Genomic DNA, 15515 nt, shown 5'->3' with positions numbered 1-15515 from the left:
TTTCGTAATTTCTGCCAAGGTCAAACTATGTGTATATAAAATATTCATCTATAGCACCTCTTTTTGGAACTGAAAGTCTATACTTCCTGTCCCTGTAATAATAATGGTATTAGCTCCAGGTTTAAGTTTAAATCCCCAATCTATAGAAGTTGAAGGATTAAAAGTAGCAGTATAACTATTGAGTGCACAAGTCATACTGCTATCTGTAACTACTTTTGGAACTATTGAATGATTACTACCAGGTATATATATAGTAACTGTTTTACTTCCTACCACATCAAATTGAGTATCCTGAATATAGTCGGGTAAATCGAAATCAATATCATCCCATAGTAAATTGCCATATAAAGTATTACCTACTCGATAAGGACTAGCTAAAAATTCAATAACTAAAGTTCCACCTAAAGCACAAAACACTTCAAAAGTTGGAATGGTTTGGCTACTTACTTTAGCATTATAATGTAATTCAGAATCCTCAGAGTATATTAATGGATGTCTAGTCCCTAACATTAACCAAGTAAGCAATCTTCCATATAAACTATATAGCTCCTTCTTAGTCCTACCCACAAATTCTAAAGAACATTGGATTTTTCTATCATCAAAGGTTGGTTCACCGCCACTTAATAGATTACTGAAATCATAGGTGCTATTCATACCTGGCACACTATCCTCAATAGCTTTAGGAGTTGGAGGCTGAGGGTGAAAATAATTTAAAATAGCTCCAAACTCTGAATATGAACCTATCCCATTGTATATTATTTCTGGTATCATAGCCCCTGCCTCCTTGCTCTTAACTTAATTTGTTGTCCTTGCAAATTATCTAAATCAGGTAATAAAAACTCAGCTAGAGCTTTACCATTTGATAACATAAGTTGTATAACTATTGGCTGATTACTACTGCCAAGTGAGTTAACACCTGAACTAATTTTTTGTGTTAAGTTTGATATTCCACTAGTAATATTACCTACTCCTAAATTACTTCCAACTTTTATACCTTTATTCATAATTCCAGCGATACTATTAACTGCATTTGATACCTTAACCTTACCTTTATCTATACCTGTAGCAATCAAGTCCATGAAGTCACTACCATAAGTATCTGCATCAGCTAAAGGGCCTTCATCCGGCACCGAGAAGTGAAGGAAAGATCTAATTCTATCAGCTACCCCACTAACAGCATCTACAACACTACCAACTGCTGATTTAATACCTTTAACAATACCTTGTATAAAATCAGAGCCCCATGTAAAAGCTTTTCCAGGTAGACTGGTAATAAAACTAATAGCACTATTAAATCCACTGCTTATAATACTACCCAACCCATTTAAAGCACTTTGTGCTCCACTCTTAACAGCATTGAAAGCACTAACTGCTAATGAAAATAATCTTCCAGGTAAATTCATGAAGAAATTTACAACACCATTAAAAATATTAATGGCTCCATTTACAGCTGAAGTACCAATGCTAATAAAAGCATTTTTCACAGCGTTAAATGCAGCCGTAGCTAAACTCAATAAAGTTCCAGGTAAACTTACAAAGAAATTAATAATGTTATGGAATATATTAATAGCTCCTTGTACTAAAGCATTCACTAAATTAATAACTGTAGTTTTTAGTATATTCCACATAGTAGTAGCTGTAGTGACAATACTATTCCATAATCCTGTGATAAAGCTAACAAAGTTAATCCATAATAATCTAAGTCCTAATACTAACTCATTACACAATTGTAAAGCTGTAAACTTAATCTTTATCCAAGCCATAGTAAGCAAACTTGTGATTGTATTCCCAATAACAGTAAAGATAAGTATTAAACTTCTAAATATAGTAGTTATATTAGTTACAATTGAAGTAATAATACTTCTAAGATCTTGACCTAATTTTCTAAAGTTACCTGTAAATATTCCTACAATTAAATCACAAATTAATAATATAGGAGCTAAGAATACTGTTCTCATTATACTTACTATACTAGTAAAGATTGCACGAAGAGCTGAGAATATAGTTCTAATATTGGTGATTACCCATCCAAACCTAGTCATTATTGTAGTAGCTATACTCTCTACAATTCCCAAAACAATACTTCTAGCACCATTCCAAGCATTAGTAAATAGACTTTTAATACTATTCCCCATACTAGTAACAGTATTCTTTACACCAGTAGCAAAAGAGTTAACACCATTCTTAATAGCATTTCCTATTCCTGTAACAAATTGACCAAGTCCATTTAATCCACTGCTGGCACCTTGTTTGATTCCACTCCATAGATTACCAAAGAAACTTTTAATTTGTCTCCAATGCTGAACAATTAATAAAGGTATTCCTATAAAAGGTAATAAGACAGCAAGTATAACTGACCCCCAAGTTGTGATGAACGGTTTTAGCCAATTCCAAAAGGCATTGAAGGTTTCTTTTGTGCTAGTCCAAAGGTTTCCAAAGAAAGCTTTTATTGGCCCCCAATTTTTAATTACTAAATATACAACAGCAGCAAAAGCAGCCACTCCAGCAATGATTAATAATAACATAGGATTAAAACTAAAGATTGCAGTGAAAGCCCCTTTTAACCTACCTAGAATAGGACCTGCTGTGTTTAGAGCTGTAAAGGCTTTACCAAAATTACTTACTGCGCCTGTAGCAGTTTGTAACCCTTGTACTCCAGCATTAAAAGCTTGAAAGGTACTTGATATGGTACTAGCTGTTTTAAATACAGCAAAGGCACTACCAATACCAATTAATGCAGCTCTAACTAATTCTCCATGGTTAGCAACCCAATCCAATATACCTTTTAGATCAGTTAATCCCCCTTTTACTAATGACATTATGACTTGACCTGTACTTTGACCAGAACTACTAAAGTTTGGTAATATGTTTTGAGCTATATGAATAATATCTTGTCCAATACCCACAAATATAGGTCCTAGAGTTTGAATCCCATTCTTTATAAAGGCTACTCCTTGAGTCATTCCATTCTGTATAGCCGGAAGAAAATTATTAAAAGCTGTAACACCATCATTAAACATTGGCAATAAACCTTCACCAATGCTTCTACCTAAAGTTCCAAGATTCATTTGTGCAACTCTTACCTGGTTTGCAAAAGATGTACTAAGTGTTCTACCGAAATCACCCTGGGCATCTTTAGTCACATTCATTAAATAATTATATCTAAGAGTAGTTTGTTCGCCTTGTGTCATTTGGTCATAAGGTTTTTTAATTCCTGCTGCTAAAGCATAGGCCTGTAAGTTTGCTACAGACATATTTATACCAAGTTCTTTAAGAGGTTCAGTTTCACCGCTTATACCAGAACGTATCTTTTCCCACATGTCATCTGTTCCAACATTATAGAAAGATGACATATCACCAGTTAACTGTACTAATGATTTAGACATATTACCAGCCGATTGTTCAGCAACGCCGGAAGACTTCAGCATAGCACCCATAAAGCCAACCCATTGAGTTGATGCTGTTTGAGAAATACCAGCAGACTTAGCTGTAGTAGACGTCCAATCTTCTATGGATTTTGCACTTGATTTATAAGTTTGCTCTACAACATTTTGAGCTTCGCCAAGGTTACTAGCACTGTCAGCTAATCTATAAGCCCCCATGGCACTGCCAATAGTTGCAGAGCTCCAAGCTATAAGAGACTGAGCTGACCCAATAATAGAAGTTTTAGTTTTTTCCCCAGCATTTCTAACAGTTTCTCCAGCCTCAGCAGTAGAGTCTTTAACTCCTACAATAGAGCTTTTCATTCTAGTAAAAAATCCAGGATTAGCTGAAGCTTGTAGTTGTTTATTCTCATTCTCTAAAATTTTAGTTTCATTTGTCAAACTCTTATATTTAATCTCTAGGTCCATAACTGCATTCTCAGTACTTTTATATTGAACTGAGCTGCTTCCTAAAGTATCCTTTAATGAGATTAAGGAGGTTTTGCCTTTATCAATTTGACTGGCCAACTCACTAAGTTTAAGTTTATTAGTTTCCAAAGCTCTATCACTAAGCTCTAAAGCACTAGCGGAAGACTTATTATTGACTACCCATAGTTGTTGTTTCTTATCTAAGTTTTCCACATTAATAGCAGTAGATTTTAGAGAACTATCAAAATTATTCATAGCATTTTTAGCAGCTTGATTAGACTCACCAAGTTGCTTTAAAGTATTACTAGTATTTTTTACCCCATTATCCATAGTTTGTAGAGTGGGATTTAAACTACTAGCTGCAGTCTTCATCCCATTCATATTATTACTAAATAGGTTTTTAGCTTCGGCCATACCTGACTTTAGGCCATCAAGTTTAGCTGTAATACTAGCAACCACTTCACCAACGTTCATTTATTCACCCCATTTCATCTGGGCTTTAAGTTGTTCTAGAGCCTTTAAATCAGTGTGGTTATTTTCAATAGTAAAGCTTTCTTGTAAGTCCTCAATTAATACAGATTTATCTTTACCTTCCATTAAGACAGTACCCAATATTTGTATATTCTCAATAGTTTGATTTATTTTTCTTTCTTTAATTAAGATTAATAACTCCAATGCTACTGAAAATGAAAGATTAATAATTTTATAATAATCCCACCCATACTCTGAGGCTAAGATATCTACAGTTTGATTTACAAGGCCGATGTTGCTAGAGGGGCTGATAATTTGAGAGTCGCTTTTATCGCCCCCACTGAGTTTTTTAAGTTTTCTATTATTCCAGCAATATCATTTTCCTTAGCTATCGCCTCAATTATTAGCAATAACTTTGATATCCCAAAGTTCTCAAGTTCGTCTTGTGGAATATTAGCTACACAAGAAATTAGACCAATAGTATCATCAAATGCTAAGTTTAATAATACTGGTAGAAGCTGAGCTCCCTGTATAAGAAAAGCTTGTGTATCCATGCTTTTATCAATACCTTTTATAAATGTTTGTATCACCTTATTTGTAGCTACCTTAGATATTAAGGTCACAGCTCTTTTAAAAACTTCTTGTGAATCCTTTACTGTAATTTCATCAATATTATATTTTTTATCTTTAATGGTTATTTCCATATCAAAAACATCCTTTCTATAATTAAAAAAAAGAAGAAGCTAAAAAGCTTCCTCATTAAGTTAATGTTAATGGTGTAGTAGTAGATGTTGCTGGTCCATTCTTAACTTGCACTGTATATGCTCCAGCAGTTAAACTAGCTGGTAACATTACAGTTAAGTGAGTAGCATCATAAGTAATAGATATAGCAGTAACAGTAGTTCCTCCAGTAGTTATAAGAACTTGAGAACCACTAACATAGTTAGTTCCAGTTACTATTAACACAGTAGGCAAGGTACTAGCTGCTAAAGTAGTTTTGTTCAATGAAGAAATAGTTGGAACTGCAGCAGTTAATCCTGGATCACCAATTCTAAAGAAATTCTCAGGTTTAGATACATCAAAACCATTCTTAGGCAATGCATCTAAACTAATTTTAACCTTGCTTTGGTCATTACTATAATCTCTCTCATATTGCGTGGATGGAATAGCTAAAAAGATATTTGCATCATAGTCTAGATTATCATCTGCTAATTCTCTAGGATGTATTCTTAAAGGTTTTCCATAACTAGACCTCATTGAAGTACCAATTTGAGCATCAGTATAAGCAGTTTTAGTTCCATTAACAATTTCAGCTGCAACTAATCCATATCTTAGATTCTCAGCTGATTCTGTACCCATTACTGCATCAAAAGTTACAGTGTAACCTGATAATCTCTTATCATAGTCACCATCTCCAAAGTCCTCAACTTTAATACTTTTAAAAGTAGGGACGATCTTTAAAATAGCTTTATCAGCTTGTATTCCCAGTTTAGTACCATCAACATAAATGTCACAAACTCCAAAGGGAATACGAGTATCAGATAATATTGGCATATTAAAACCTCCTAATATTTAATTTGTAGGTTCATGTTCATAGACCACATCCATAGTCCATTTGCATCTCTACCTATGCTTTCAGGATATCCAGTAGCAAAGCATTGATAGATAAAAGTATTACCTATCTGCTTACTCCGGATAGTTCCATGTAATAGTTTATAAGCTTGTATAGCTTTATCATTAGCTGTAATGGAATTACTACTACGGCTAATGATTTGGATAGCAGGATTATCTACAATGCAATAAGTGTCACTTATACCACTAATTCCATCATAGATACATACACCTTCATCAGTATCTTTAGGGAAGGCCATGCCAAAGATATCTGTACCAAACTCCCCTAACCCCTGCTGAGCTAGATATTTAGCGATATCTTCTACTATCATTTCATGACCCCCTTTATTTTATTTGCCACATAATCTTGGTATTTTTGTTCATATTTCTTTAATGGTCTTTCTAAATACTTCCTACCTGGCGCCATACCATCAATAGCAGGTTTACTTCTTGTAAAAGGTCCTCTGCCATCAATAATATCTCCAACATATACTCCGGCTGAATTATATTCCTTATGGACACCTGATCTATAGGGTTCTTCATGCCTACGTTTCGCATAAGGGCTATCAAATGTAACTTTTACAGTATAACCTTGTCCATTATTTTCTTCTGTAGTATTGCCACTACCTTGTAAATCACTTTCTAGTAACGGAGCTAATTCAGAAGCAACTTTCTGTAGGTCAAGTCCACAATCCATTACAGCTTGTTTCACTTCTTTATCAATAGCTTCTTCTAAGCTATCTAAATTTTGTAATACTTCCTCAAACCCAGTAAAAGTAATTTCAAATTTACTACTCATTGTGTATACCCCAACCAACCAACATTTTCGCCATCTAAGTCAGTGATAGTACCCACAGCTATTACAACTCTACCTCCAAGTTTATCCTCCACATTTAAGGTAAGCGCAGAACCTTTTAAGTAAATAGTATTATTTACTACTACTTGGTTGCCTTTTTTATCTCTTACCAGCTTTATCTTATCTTCAATACGACAAGGTAAATCAATAGTAGCTTCATAGGATCCATTTCCTAAACCATCACTTTGTTTATATTTTTCATAAGTAATAGTTTGATTTAAGTATTCATCTAAAATATCTCCCATAATATCACCCCCTAGAAAATAGGTATACTTGTAGTTCGATATGGTTGTAAATATTCCTGGGCTTCTTCGGAAAGTATTTTAACAATTCTATTTCCGTATGTCTCAGATATCCCTCCGCCTAAGGAGAAAGATTTAACATTCTGCTGTTGTAGTTTAATTCTTTTACTGTTTCCTCTTTCTAATAAGGCTAAGGCCTCTTCACAAGTTGCATATTTAACTCTGTTACTAACAAAATCCTCAGTATACCAACCAATACTATTAGTTATATATTTATTACCTTCTTGAGTAACAAAGTAACTATTAAATAGATTATCCCTATTATAACTATATATCATCCTAGGAAATTGTAACGTTTGAGAATCAATAGCCTTTCGACCAATGATAGGTAATCTATCAATTTTCTTTGTGGCCATTATTAGCGCCTTAGCTTTAGTATCTGCATCAGTATTATCCCATGTATCAGAAAATAGCCTATCATCAAAATAAGCGTCTGCATCCGCAACGCTTATATAAGTATTAGTATTTACTATTAATTCCACCATAATATCACATCCTAATAAGTAGCATGATAGATATATTGAGCACCAGATTCTGCAATAGTAATAGAATTAATAGGAAAGTTTTTAAGCTCCAATACATCATTCACTCTTAGATAATGAGCATTACTTTCATTGTTAATTTTTACACTACAAGCTGTAACTGCAATAAACTTTAAATCAATAAGTCGTGGAATAAAATCTATCAGTGTGTTTGCCTGTGCTGTAGTTTCAATTCCATTACTTGATCTAGTTCCAGTATATAGAGGTTTACCTAACATAGTTATTTCCCTCCTCTATTCCTATTCTTTTTACTAGGATCATCAGCTGCTTTTTCTTCACCCGGATCATCAGTTTTGTAATTAACACCATTAATTTCTTGAACCTTTAGACAATTATTTTTATGATGTCTAAATAATTCTGGGTTAGTAAATAACTCCCCACAATGGGGGCACTTTAATTCGCCCATATTAATTCATCCTTTCTATTTTTGTCTTATCCTAAGATCCTAGTAGCTAACTCTGGATATAATGTTGATACACCATACAAAGTATCTATAGATATCATATTTCTCTTTGTAGTCATATCATAACCCATAGTAACTCTTAGTGATAATCCATTAGGAGAAGTTGCTACATAGGAAGTTGCTCCACCCATTGGTGGTTCTAGTGGTCTAGAAACTAAACCTAAGGCATTTTGATGGAATGCTAATGAAGCTACATGTGATTTACCGAAAGTTACTGGTACTGCAACTACATCTGCATCCGAAGGTAATTTAGGATATATTGGAAGATTACTAATTACACCAGTAACTGCAGTAGCATCTGCTTTAGCAACATATTGGTTACCATTAATAGTAAATACATCACCTTGTTTTATAGTACCCGTTGAAGTTCCAGCTGTAGAAGTTAATGTTACAGCTGCAGTACCTTTAGTTCCGGCAGCTTTAACATCAGTTAAGGAAGTATATGTCCCGGCAAGATGCGTTTTAACATTTTGGTCCATATAGTTATCAAAACCCATTATTCTACCCATGCTTGCATTTCTCAAAGCATCAGTGCTACCAGATTTATTAGCATTAACTAAGAAATCCTGTGATACTAACTTAGCTTGTGCATTAGGATCCCAAACTGCATTTCTACTTGCCATTGGAGCTCTATTCTTATTCATTACTAACATAGCATTAGCAATATCAGTAACAGCAGCAGGAGTAGTACCACCTACACCAGAAAAGTATGGTATATCCTTATATAATCCGCAAAGATCTTGGTCAACTTTTTCAGCAATGGCTAATGTAGCACCATCCAGTATCTGAGCCCCAAAGTCCTGAATATTTAAAGATAGTTCTTTTGATCCAACTTCTACAGATACATCTGCAATCTTATCAAGTTTTACTAATACTGAACTTTCACCAACATCCTGTAAATTTACAGTACCACCAAACTCATCTGCTATAAAAGTTGCTGGCTTTTTAACCTGTATTGTATCTCCTAGTTCTTTAAATTCACTACTATAATCTGTAAATACTAAACCAGCCATGACAAAATTAGATTGAAGTCTTAGTAAAGCTTCTCTTGCTATCATCTGGGCCGTTAAAAAATTATTTGCCATTTAAAAATCACTCTCCATTTCTTTTTATTGTTGTTTTGTATGAGCAGCAAACCACTCAGTATCAGTCATCTTAGACTCATCCTTTGGAGGTTCATTACCACCGCCAGGAGGATTAGCACCACTGTTACCAGGAATAGGCTCCACAAATAGGTCTTTAAATCCTTCTCGGACTACTTTCAATTGATCATCAAAACCCTTAACAGTTCCATCTTCATCTAACTCAATTTTAGTCTTATCAAATTTGGGTAATAGCAAATCTTCATAACCAGATTTAACTTTTGCATTTAATAATCCTAATTTAATAGCTGAGGTTATTTGAGTATCCTTATATTTTTCAGACCAACCTTTATTTTCATTCTGTAAATCCTCAATCTGTTTTGGGTAAGCTCCTAATTGTTCTTGTAAATCCTCTAATTGTTTCTTTAATAATGGATTCTCACCAGCTGCAGTTTTCATAGCCTCCAGTTGAGGTTTTAATTTTTCATATTCATCTACAGTAGTTTTCAAACCATCAATTTGACCAGTAAGGTTTTTTACCTGGTCAGCTAATCCTTTCTTTGTATCATTTATAGAATTAAATTTATCTACAGGAATATAACTTCCATCAGAGACTACTGCTATTTTATTATCACCTTCCTTCGCTTTAACTTGGTTATAAAGTTCTTCTCCAAGTATTTCTTTTAGATCTGCCATATTATCAATCTCCTTTCATCTAAAAAAGTGCAAAAATAAAAAGCCTTATTTCTAAGACTATTCCTCAATAATTATTATTTGATTTTCAGGCTTAGCAACATATAAATACGTCGGATACTGTACACAAAATATATAAGCTATGCCTTTATAAATATATTTAACTACACCATAAAGGTTATGCCACTCATTGTTGTCTAGTATTTTTACTATACTTCCAACATTCATAATTAAACTATCCTTTCAATTAATAAAACTTTAATTTCGTAAGTTAAAATAATTGTACAATCCTTTCCAACATGGTAAAATTTTGTTGAAAGGAGGTGATTTTATGGGAAAAATAAAGTCAGGACAACCTGCTCCAAAATCTGGTCAATATGAAATTATTGGACCTAGAGGTGGCCATACTGGTCAAGAAGTAACTCTACCTAAAGGCCATACTGCTCCACCTACACCAAAGCCAGGACAATCTTATAATATAGTTGATCCAACTAAAAATAAGTCTGGTAGATAATCAAAACGCAGCCTCTTTTTATTTTAGGGGCTGTGTTTTATCAAATGTATTATTCATAAAGATCTCTGAATTATCTTTTATAAGCAAATAAATTCCTTTTGCAATTTTTCTAACTTGATCCTCTTCTAAACCAATTTCAAATATATCGTCTATACCATGTATAACTTCATGTAAAAATGTACATTTCTGCTGATCTTCACTATATTTTTTTGATATATTAATAATTCCATTATCATATTGTATTTCTCCATAGCAAACCTTATTATCACTAATAACGTTTGTTTCTATTTTATTAACATCAAAAATCTTATATCCTATCTTTACACTTTCAGGAATATTCATTATCCCTCACCTCCTTGTCTTAAACTTCTATAACTGCTTTGTAATTCTTGAAATTTTTCAGTATTTCCAATCTTCATCCGTCTAAATGCACTAAAAGTTTTAGGAACATCATCACCTAAAGCTAAGCGATATCTTTGCCATTGGTTTTTATCTTGTAAAAATTGTCTTTGTGTAGCCTGCTGCTTTTGATAAGCATCAATATTCTTCTTATCTTTATCAGAGATCTCAAAACTTCTATTAGAATCTTTTAGATCACCCTCAAAATCAGTTGCTAAATCTTCAACATAAGGAAGAACTCTATGCTTACACCTACAATGTATATTACTAAAACCACTACTAAAACCAGGTACAGTATTTAGTGGAGGAAATCTAGCATCTTTTCCACTGATACTATATACTCTGCCTTGATAAGTAGAACATATAGGACAAGTTGTGGCATGTTCACTCATTTTAACCAGGTCTTTATCTAAATTAGTCATTCTTTGAACGGTTGCTGTATTAGTAACTTCAGCTGAAGTACTTATTGCTACTGTAGCAGCATAAGCATCTAAAGAAATTTGTCTCCCATTTTTATCTGATATTCCGTTAATTCCTTTATCAATCAAAGAATTAACAAGATTTTGTTTGCATTGCCTTACAGTTTCACCAGTAGTTAATTTTTGAGCTATGGCCTTTAAACCAGCATTCCTAATTTCATCTTCAACACGTCTGCCAACATAAACATTTGCACTATTCAATTTGGTATAAGTATTTTTAGCTAATATATCAATTGCAGCTGTATTCAATTTTGAGAATGATGTAATATCAAAATAATCATTAACGTCTTTTACTGATTGCCAATATAAAGTTTCCACAGTATCATTACTCCACTGCCATGCACTCTTGTCCAACTTTACTAAAATTTCTTGTATCTGAACAAATAAACTCTTTTGATATGTTGTGACATTACCTTTTGCTTCTTTTTCTATAATAATATCAATAATACTTTGCTGTGCAGCAGTGTATATCTCTATTAAAGCCTTAGATAAATCATCCATTATTTTTCACCGTTAACTGGTGGATCTTCCGGTGGAATCACATTACTATTAGCAAAAGGATTATTGCCATTACTCAATGGCGAGGCTAGATTATCATCCTCACGAATAGCTTCTAATTCTTTCTCAGCATTCTCTTCTGTCATATCATCAAGCATTTGGATAGCCTTAATTTGACTAATTGTAGCTTTATTGCCTGTCCTAATTTGCATAATCTTAGCCAGCTCCAAATCATCCTTAGGTAAACCATCCTGAAAGGTAACTGATATAGTAGTCTTGCTTAAATTAATTATGCCCTCTCCTCCAAGTTGAGAGCATAACTTATAACTTTTTATTAAAGCTGGTTTAAACCTTGCAGCAACTCTTCTTACTTTAGCCAAAGGACTAACCATTCTTAATTTAATAGCAGTACCACTAATAGCAGTTCCACTACTATGATCTAGTTGCCCTGCACTTAAAATTGATGGTCCCATTTCACTAATGGTATATAGAATATTTATAAGTTTTTCTAGCATTGTGAAATTAGCTTGCAAGCTAGCATCCCATACTAAATACTCTACTGGTGGATCCTCATTACTATCTCTACTAAAATAATTACCCATCTTTAAATGCCATTCACCTGTTTCCGGATCCTGCTGCAAAGCACTAGCAGGACCTTGTACTGATGGGTCTGCATGTCTATCAAGTATTTTAGCAATTTGAGATAATCTAACTTCAATCTCGGATAAAATATTATCTAAATCCATATAATCATCCATGCCATGTATCCTATCACTTGTTAGGACATTAGCTACAGGGACGATAGCAAAATCATCTAAACCTGTTTGCACCACTATAGATTCTCCAAACTGCTGGACTATTTTGTTTTCTTTTAGAATATAATCCCTTTCTTCATAATTACCTCTATAATGTATCTGTACTTTTAGATGTTTATTAAGCTGTGATTTACCATTTAATATCTTATTTATTAAACCTATGTTGTCATCTACTTGATTATAAGTCCATGCCAAAACATGATATTGTATTCTTTTTAAATTTGATGGATCCACAACAGGGAACCATATGCTAGGTTGTGTTACATCAATCTTACCTAAGCCTGTATCTTTATCTTTATAAATATAGAATAATCCATCACCATATCTAGATAAGTCTAAAGCTACTTGATAGGATATATTATTTACACCACCATTGTCACTTATATTTTTTATGGCTGCTTGTTCATTGCTTTTAGTATCTCCTGTTTGTATAATAGGCTCTTCCCCTAAAAGTAAATCGGCTACTTTTAATGATATTAACTTTTGAAAGTTACAAATAACAGCGTAACTAACAACGTTTTGAAAGTTACCAATAATACGTTCAATTCGCTTAAATTGTTCCGCATATACTACATCATGTTTACCTTCAAAAATCAACCTATTAAGATTATATTGGTTCAACCTTTCATTCTCAGCAGGAGGAGGCCACAATTGACCAGGATTTAAGAAATTTAAATCTGTAAGCATAATTACCTCCTATAAATTTTTTACTTGTAATGGTCCTGTAATATTTCTGTATAATACTGTATTAACAAAATACCTTAATGCATCCATTGCGTGATCCATAACCTTCACTGGTTTATCTTCACCGCGCTGTATTGCTTTTTCATCCCAGATATATGAGAAGAATTCTTTAAAAGTATTTAAGCATTTATCATTAAACTGCAATAAAGAATCATTTAAGGCACTTGCTACATTCCTTATACCTTCCAGCACATCATTCTTGGCTTGTTTAACGGAGAATCTACCTTTTGATCTAATTAAAGCTATAAAGCTAGCTGCACTAGGATCTATTACTACAGCTTTAATTCTTCTTTCACCTACAAACTTTTCTAGATCTTCATAGTACTCATTGTCTGTTTTCTGCTTTCCTTTATCTCTACCAGAGTAATAATATTCATCTACCAAATACCACTTATCTAAAGATTTACCCCACAAAAGAAAAACAGTTGCGTTTTGAGTACCATAATCACAACTGACATAAAATTCTTTATATGCTCTTTGTATTGTTTTAACCTTATGCTTAATTTCATCAAACATATCATAGATAATGCCCTCTGCTTGTACCCAAAGTCCCAGGATATATCTCTTAAAGAAGACCCCACTGAACATACGTCTAAATCTTTCCTTAACTCTTTCAGAAAGGCTTAGATTATCATCCATAGTAAAATGCAAATAAAGTATGTTCTTCTCTTTCGCCTTATCTATAAGCTCTGTTTTTAAGAAATGATATGGTGAACCTGGATTACAGTTTATAAATATCTTTGCACCATCTACAGAACAACGTCCAATCATCTGATCGATAAAACTTTGTGGAAATAAAGCACCTTCATCAGCTAATGCTCCAGCTGCAGTTAAACCTTGAAGTTTATCCTGTGAAGCCTCTGTATTGGCATCATACATATAGTAAGTATTATCACCAATTACAATAAAGTTTTCTGATCTATTGTAGGTGTAATCTAAATTCCAAGATTTTAATATTTGTTGCATAGGTCCTATAACATTCTTCTTCAATGATCCTATTGTTTTACCCGCAAGAATAAAGTTTTCTCCAGTAAAGTGTTTTAAGCTCCATCTTATAAAACTGCAGATACAAGCAATAGTTTTACCTGACCTTATAGCTCCATCAGCAATAACAATGTCTTTATCAGCAAATGGTGAACCTTTCTCCCAGAAGAACATTAATTTTTTCTGTTTCAATGAAAATGGTTGGAATCTAAAGCCTTTAAGTTTCTTCTTCTTTCTCATTTTCATCATCCTTAAATAGTTCTTTTATTTGTTCTTCTGTCATGGTGGTTGCTTCAATAAATTCTTTAATGCCATCCTTATTGGTTTCATTACTATCACTATTGTTTTTATCCTTATCCAACTGAAGCCTTTCTTTAGCCATATTGACCTTTTCATTCTCCAATTGAAGCTTTCGCTGTGTTTCAATAGTCAGTAGGTCCATTCTATCTGAAAGCCATTGAAGTGCCTTCATTTTATCCTGGAGCTTTATGCTGGCACCGTCTTTGCCCTGTTTAACTTCACTTATTAGAGTTCCATCAACATTAGCCCATGCTCTAAACTTAACTGTATTAACCATCCTAGTAACTTGATTACCCTTTTTGTCCAATACAGGGCCAAAAGCATTTATTACTGGGACTTCTTCTTGTCCAAATATTAAGAAGTCTGTTATATCTGCAAAGGCTATATCCATGTATTTTTGGAAGATATCATCAGTGTTTAGCATAGCTCTATTGAGTTTATCTTGTTTAAGCTTATGAATTTCTTCTTTAACCTTAGCATTTCCTAGCAATCTTGACCCATTAACTACTGCTACTTCATAACTGCATTCGTATGCCTTCTGATAGGCCTTGGTAGCATTAAAACATCTAGGATAATAAACACAAAAGAGCCTTTGTTTATCGGTAAGTTCTGAATTTAATATTTCAGTAACCTCTTCAAACTCCGGCTCTTTATTTACATTATTCTTTTTACGTTTGGAACGTTCCGTATTTTTAACTTTTTTAGTATCTTTCTTTTGGAGCGTTCCATTTAATTTGTTATCCCATTGATCTTTATTCTTCCATCCTCTTATAGTACCTGGAGAAATATTTAAAATCTCTGCTATTTTTACTAAGTCAATATTGCCATTATATTCTTTATATATTTCAAATGCCTTATCTCTATTTGGACTTCTTTGTCTAGGCAATCACCTCACCTACCCTAGTTGGTTT

The 15515-nt window shown here is 33.4% G+C and carries 20 protein-coding genes; 1 reads left to right on the top strand and 19 read right to left on the bottom strand.

What is annotated here, in order from left to right; all coding sequences use genetic code 11:
• Positions 1 to 48: 48 nt before the first annotated feature.
• From CLOPA_RS12060 to CLOPA_RS25615, 14 genes are all read right to left on the bottom strand, one after another.
• Positions 49 to 771 carry a hypothetical protein gene (locus tag CLOPA_RS12060; RefSeq protein ID WP_015615714.1) on the bottom strand — a complete coding sequence of 241 codons (723 nt, stop codon included), beginning with the start codon at positions 769 to 771 and terminating at the stop codon, positions 49 to 51.
• Positions 768 to 4325 carry a hypothetical protein gene (locus CLOPA_RS12055; RefSeq protein ID WP_015615713.1) on the bottom strand — a complete coding sequence of 1186 codons (3558 nt, stop codon included), beginning with the start codon at positions 4323 to 4325 and terminating at the stop codon, positions 768 to 770. Before CLOPA_RS12055 ends, CLOPA_RS12060 begins: the two co-directional genes overlap by 4 nt.
• Positions 4326 to 4526 (bottom strand): hypothetical protein, encoded by a 201-nt coding sequence (locus tag CLOPA_RS25620; RefSeq protein WP_172638613.1) that lies wholly within the window; start codon positions 4524 to 4526, stop codon positions 4326 to 4328.
• A gap of 77 nt (positions 4527 to 4603) precedes the next feature.
• Positions 4604 to 5026: a hypothetical protein gene (locus tag CLOPA_RS12050; RefSeq protein ID WP_015615712.1), complete on the bottom strand. Its 423-nt coding sequence runs from the start codon at positions 5024 to 5026 to the stop codon at positions 4604 to 4606.
• A gap of 55 nt (positions 5027 to 5081) precedes the next feature.
• Positions 5082 to 5876, bottom strand: coding sequence for an IPT/TIG domain-containing protein (locus CLOPA_RS12045; protein WP_015615711.1), 795 nt, complete (start codon positions 5874 to 5876; stop codon positions 5082 to 5084).
• An 11-nt stretch (positions 5877 to 5887) separates the two neighbouring features.
• A complete protein-coding gene (locus CLOPA_RS12040) occupies positions 5888 to 6265 on the bottom strand; it encodes a minor capsid protein (protein ID WP_015615710.1) in 378 nt (125 codons plus the stop codon).
• The gene (locus CLOPA_RS23765; RefSeq protein WP_015615709.1) at positions 6262 to 6732 is read right to left on the bottom strand and encodes a hypothetical protein; all 471 of its coding nucleotides are present in this window, start codon (positions 6730 to 6732) and stop codon (positions 6262 to 6264) included. Before CLOPA_RS23765 ends, CLOPA_RS12040 begins: the two co-directional genes overlap by 4 nt.
• A complete protein-coding gene (locus CLOPA_RS12030; RefSeq protein ID WP_015615708.1) occupies positions 6729 to 7034 on the bottom strand; it encodes a hypothetical protein in 306 nt (101 codons plus the stop codon). The genes CLOPA_RS23765 and CLOPA_RS12030 overlap by 4 nt, the downstream gene beginning before the upstream one ends.
• 11 nt (positions 7035 to 7045) lie before the next feature.
• Complete coding sequence (locus CLOPA_RS12025) at positions 7046 to 7576, bottom strand: DnaT-like ssDNA-binding protein (protein ID WP_015615707.1); 531 nt, start codon at positions 7574 to 7576, stop codon at positions 7046 to 7048.
• A gap of 11 nt (positions 7577 to 7587) precedes the next feature.
• Complete coding sequence (locus tag CLOPA_RS12020) at positions 7588 to 7851, bottom strand: hypothetical protein (RefSeq protein ID WP_015615706.1); 264 nt, start codon at positions 7849 to 7851, stop codon at positions 7588 to 7590.
• 2 nt (positions 7852 to 7853) lie between these two features.
• Positions 7854 to 8039, bottom strand: coding sequence for a hypothetical protein (locus tag CLOPA_RS12015; protein ID WP_015615705.1), 186 nt, complete (start codon positions 8037 to 8039; stop codon positions 7854 to 7856).
• Between the two features lie 26 nt (positions 8040 to 8065).
• Positions 8066 to 9181: a P22 phage major capsid protein family protein gene (locus tag CLOPA_RS12010; RefSeq protein ID WP_015615704.1), complete on the bottom strand. Its 1116-nt coding sequence runs from the start codon at positions 9179 to 9181 to the stop codon at positions 8066 to 8068.
• Between the two features lie 24 nt (positions 9182 to 9205).
• Positions 9206 to 9874, bottom strand: a complete 669-nt coding sequence (locus CLOPA_RS12005) for a phage scaffolding protein (protein ID WP_015615703.1) — start codon at positions 9872 to 9874, stop codon at positions 9206 to 9208.
• Positions 9875 to 9931: 57 nt separating this feature from the next.
• Positions 9932 to 10099 (bottom strand): hypothetical protein, encoded by a 168-nt coding sequence (locus CLOPA_RS25615; protein ID WP_015615702.1) that lies wholly within the window; start codon positions 10097 to 10099, stop codon positions 9932 to 9934.
• 103 nt (positions 10100 to 10202) lie between these two features.
• Between CLOPA_RS25615 and CLOPA_RS12000 the strand changes: the two genes are divergently transcribed.
• Positions 10203 to 10385: a hypothetical protein gene (locus CLOPA_RS12000; RefSeq protein ID WP_015615701.1), complete on the top strand. Its 183-nt coding sequence runs from the start codon at positions 10203 to 10205 to the stop codon at positions 10383 to 10385.
• Between the two features lie 18 nt (positions 10386 to 10403).
• Here the strand turns inward: CLOPA_RS12000 and CLOPA_RS11995 are convergent, their stop codons facing one another.
• The 5 genes from CLOPA_RS11995 to CLOPA_RS11975 are packed head-to-tail and all read right to left on the bottom strand — an operon-like array spanning position 10404 to position 15490.
• Positions 10404 to 10727 (bottom strand): hypothetical protein, encoded by a 324-nt coding sequence (locus CLOPA_RS11995; protein ID WP_015615700.1) that lies wholly within the window; start codon positions 10725 to 10727, stop codon positions 10404 to 10406.
• Entirely contained in the window at positions 10727 to 11764 is a 1038-nt protein-coding gene (locus CLOPA_RS11990; protein WP_015615699.1) for a phage minor capsid protein, read from the bottom strand. The genes CLOPA_RS11995 and CLOPA_RS11990 overlap by 1 nt, the downstream gene beginning before the upstream one ends.
• Positions 11764 to 13263 (bottom strand): phage portal protein, encoded by a 1500-nt coding sequence (locus CLOPA_RS11985; protein ID WP_015615698.1) that lies wholly within the window; start codon positions 13261 to 13263, stop codon positions 11764 to 11766. The genes CLOPA_RS11990 and CLOPA_RS11985 overlap by 1 nt, the downstream gene beginning before the upstream one ends.
• A 9-nt stretch (positions 13264 to 13272) precedes the next feature.
• Complete coding sequence (locus CLOPA_RS11980) at positions 13273 to 14544, bottom strand: PBSX family phage terminase large subunit (protein ID WP_015615697.1); 1272 nt, start codon at positions 14542 to 14544, stop codon at positions 13273 to 13275.
• Positions 14522 to 15490 (bottom strand): terminase small subunit, encoded by a 969-nt coding sequence (locus tag CLOPA_RS11975; RefSeq protein ID WP_015615696.1) that lies wholly within the window; start codon positions 15488 to 15490, stop codon positions 14522 to 14524. The genes CLOPA_RS11980 and CLOPA_RS11975 overlap by 23 nt, the downstream gene beginning before the upstream one ends.
• Between the last annotated feature and the right edge of the window lie 25 nt (positions 15491 to 15515).

The organism is Clostridium pasteurianum BC1, from assembly GCF_000389635.1.
GTDB lineage: Bacteria > Bacillota > Clostridia > Clostridiales > Clostridiaceae > Clostridium_I > Clostridium_I pasteurianum_A.
Note: the sequence above shows the minus strand (reverse complement) of the source record. Positions and strands in the feature narration are given on the sequence as shown.

What these genes read in the sequence shown, in the direction of transcription:
- CLOPA_RS12060 (WP_015615714.1), bottom strand. Translation starts at nt 771, where the DNA reads ATGATACCAGAAATAATATACAATGGGATAGGTTCATATTCAGAGTTT.
- CLOPA_RS12055 (WP_015615713.1), bottom strand. Translation starts at nt 4,325, where the DNA reads ATGAACGTTGGTGAAGTGGTTGCTAGTATTACAGCTAAACTTGATGGC.
- CLOPA_RS12050 (WP_015615712.1), bottom strand. Translation starts at nt 5,026, where the DNA reads ATGGAAATAACCATTAAAGATAAAAAATATAATATTGATGAAATTACA.
- CLOPA_RS12045 (WP_015615711.1), bottom strand. Translation starts at nt 5,876, where the DNA reads ATGCCAATATTATCTGATACTCGTATTCCCTTTGGAGTTTGTGACATT.
- CLOPA_RS12040 (WP_015615710.1), bottom strand. Translation starts at nt 6,265, where the DNA reads ATGATAGTAGAAGATATCGCTAAATATCTAGCTCAGCAGGGGTTAGGG.
- CLOPA_RS23765 (WP_015615709.1), bottom strand. Translation starts at nt 6,732, where the DNA reads ATGAGTAGTAAATTTGAAATTACTTTTACTGGGTTTGAGGAAGTATTA.
- CLOPA_RS12030 (WP_015615708.1), bottom strand. Translation starts at nt 7,034, where the DNA reads ATGGGAGATATTTTAGATGAATACTTAAATCAAACTATTACTTATGAA.
- CLOPA_RS12025 (WP_015615707.1), bottom strand. Translation starts at nt 7,576, where the DNA reads ATGGTGGAATTAATAGTAAATACTAATACTTATATAAGCGTTGCGGAT.
- CLOPA_RS12020 (WP_015615706.1), bottom strand. Translation starts at nt 7,851, where the DNA reads ATGTTAGGTAAACCTCTATATACTGGAACTAGATCAAGTAATGGAATT.
- CLOPA_RS12015 (WP_015615705.1), bottom strand. Translation starts at nt 8,039, where the DNA reads ATGGGCGAATTAAAGTGCCCCCATTGTGGGGAGTTATTTACTAACCCA.
- CLOPA_RS12010 (WP_015615704.1), bottom strand. Translation starts at nt 9,181, where the DNA reads ATGGCAAATAATTTTTTAACGGCCCAGATGATAGCAAGAGAAGCTTTA.
- CLOPA_RS12005 (WP_015615703.1), bottom strand. Translation starts at nt 9,874, where the DNA reads ATGGCAGATCTAAAAGAAATACTTGGAGAAGAACTTTATAACCAAGTT.
- CLOPA_RS25615 (WP_015615702.1), bottom strand. Translation starts at nt 10,099, where the DNA reads ATGAATGTTGGAAGTATAGTAAAAATACTAGACAACAATGAGTGGCAT.
- CLOPA_RS12000 (WP_015615701.1), top strand. Translation starts at nt 10,203, where the DNA reads ATGGGAAAAATAAAGTCAGGACAACCTGCTCCAAAATCTGGTCAATAT.
- CLOPA_RS11995 (WP_015615700.1), bottom strand. Translation starts at nt 10,727, where the DNA reads ATGAATATTCCTGAAAGTGTAAAGATAGGATATAAGATTTTTGATGTT.
- CLOPA_RS11990 (WP_015615699.1), bottom strand. Translation starts at nt 11,764, where the DNA reads ATGGATGATTTATCTAAGGCTTTAATAGAGATATACACTGCTGCACAG.
- CLOPA_RS11985 (WP_015615698.1), bottom strand. Translation starts at nt 13,263, where the DNA reads ATGCTTACAGATTTAAATTTCTTAAATCCTGGTCAATTGTGGCCTCCT.
- CLOPA_RS11980 (WP_015615697.1), bottom strand. Translation starts at nt 14,544, where the DNA reads ATGAGAAAGAAGAAGAAACTTAAAGGCTTTAGATTCCAACCATTTTCA.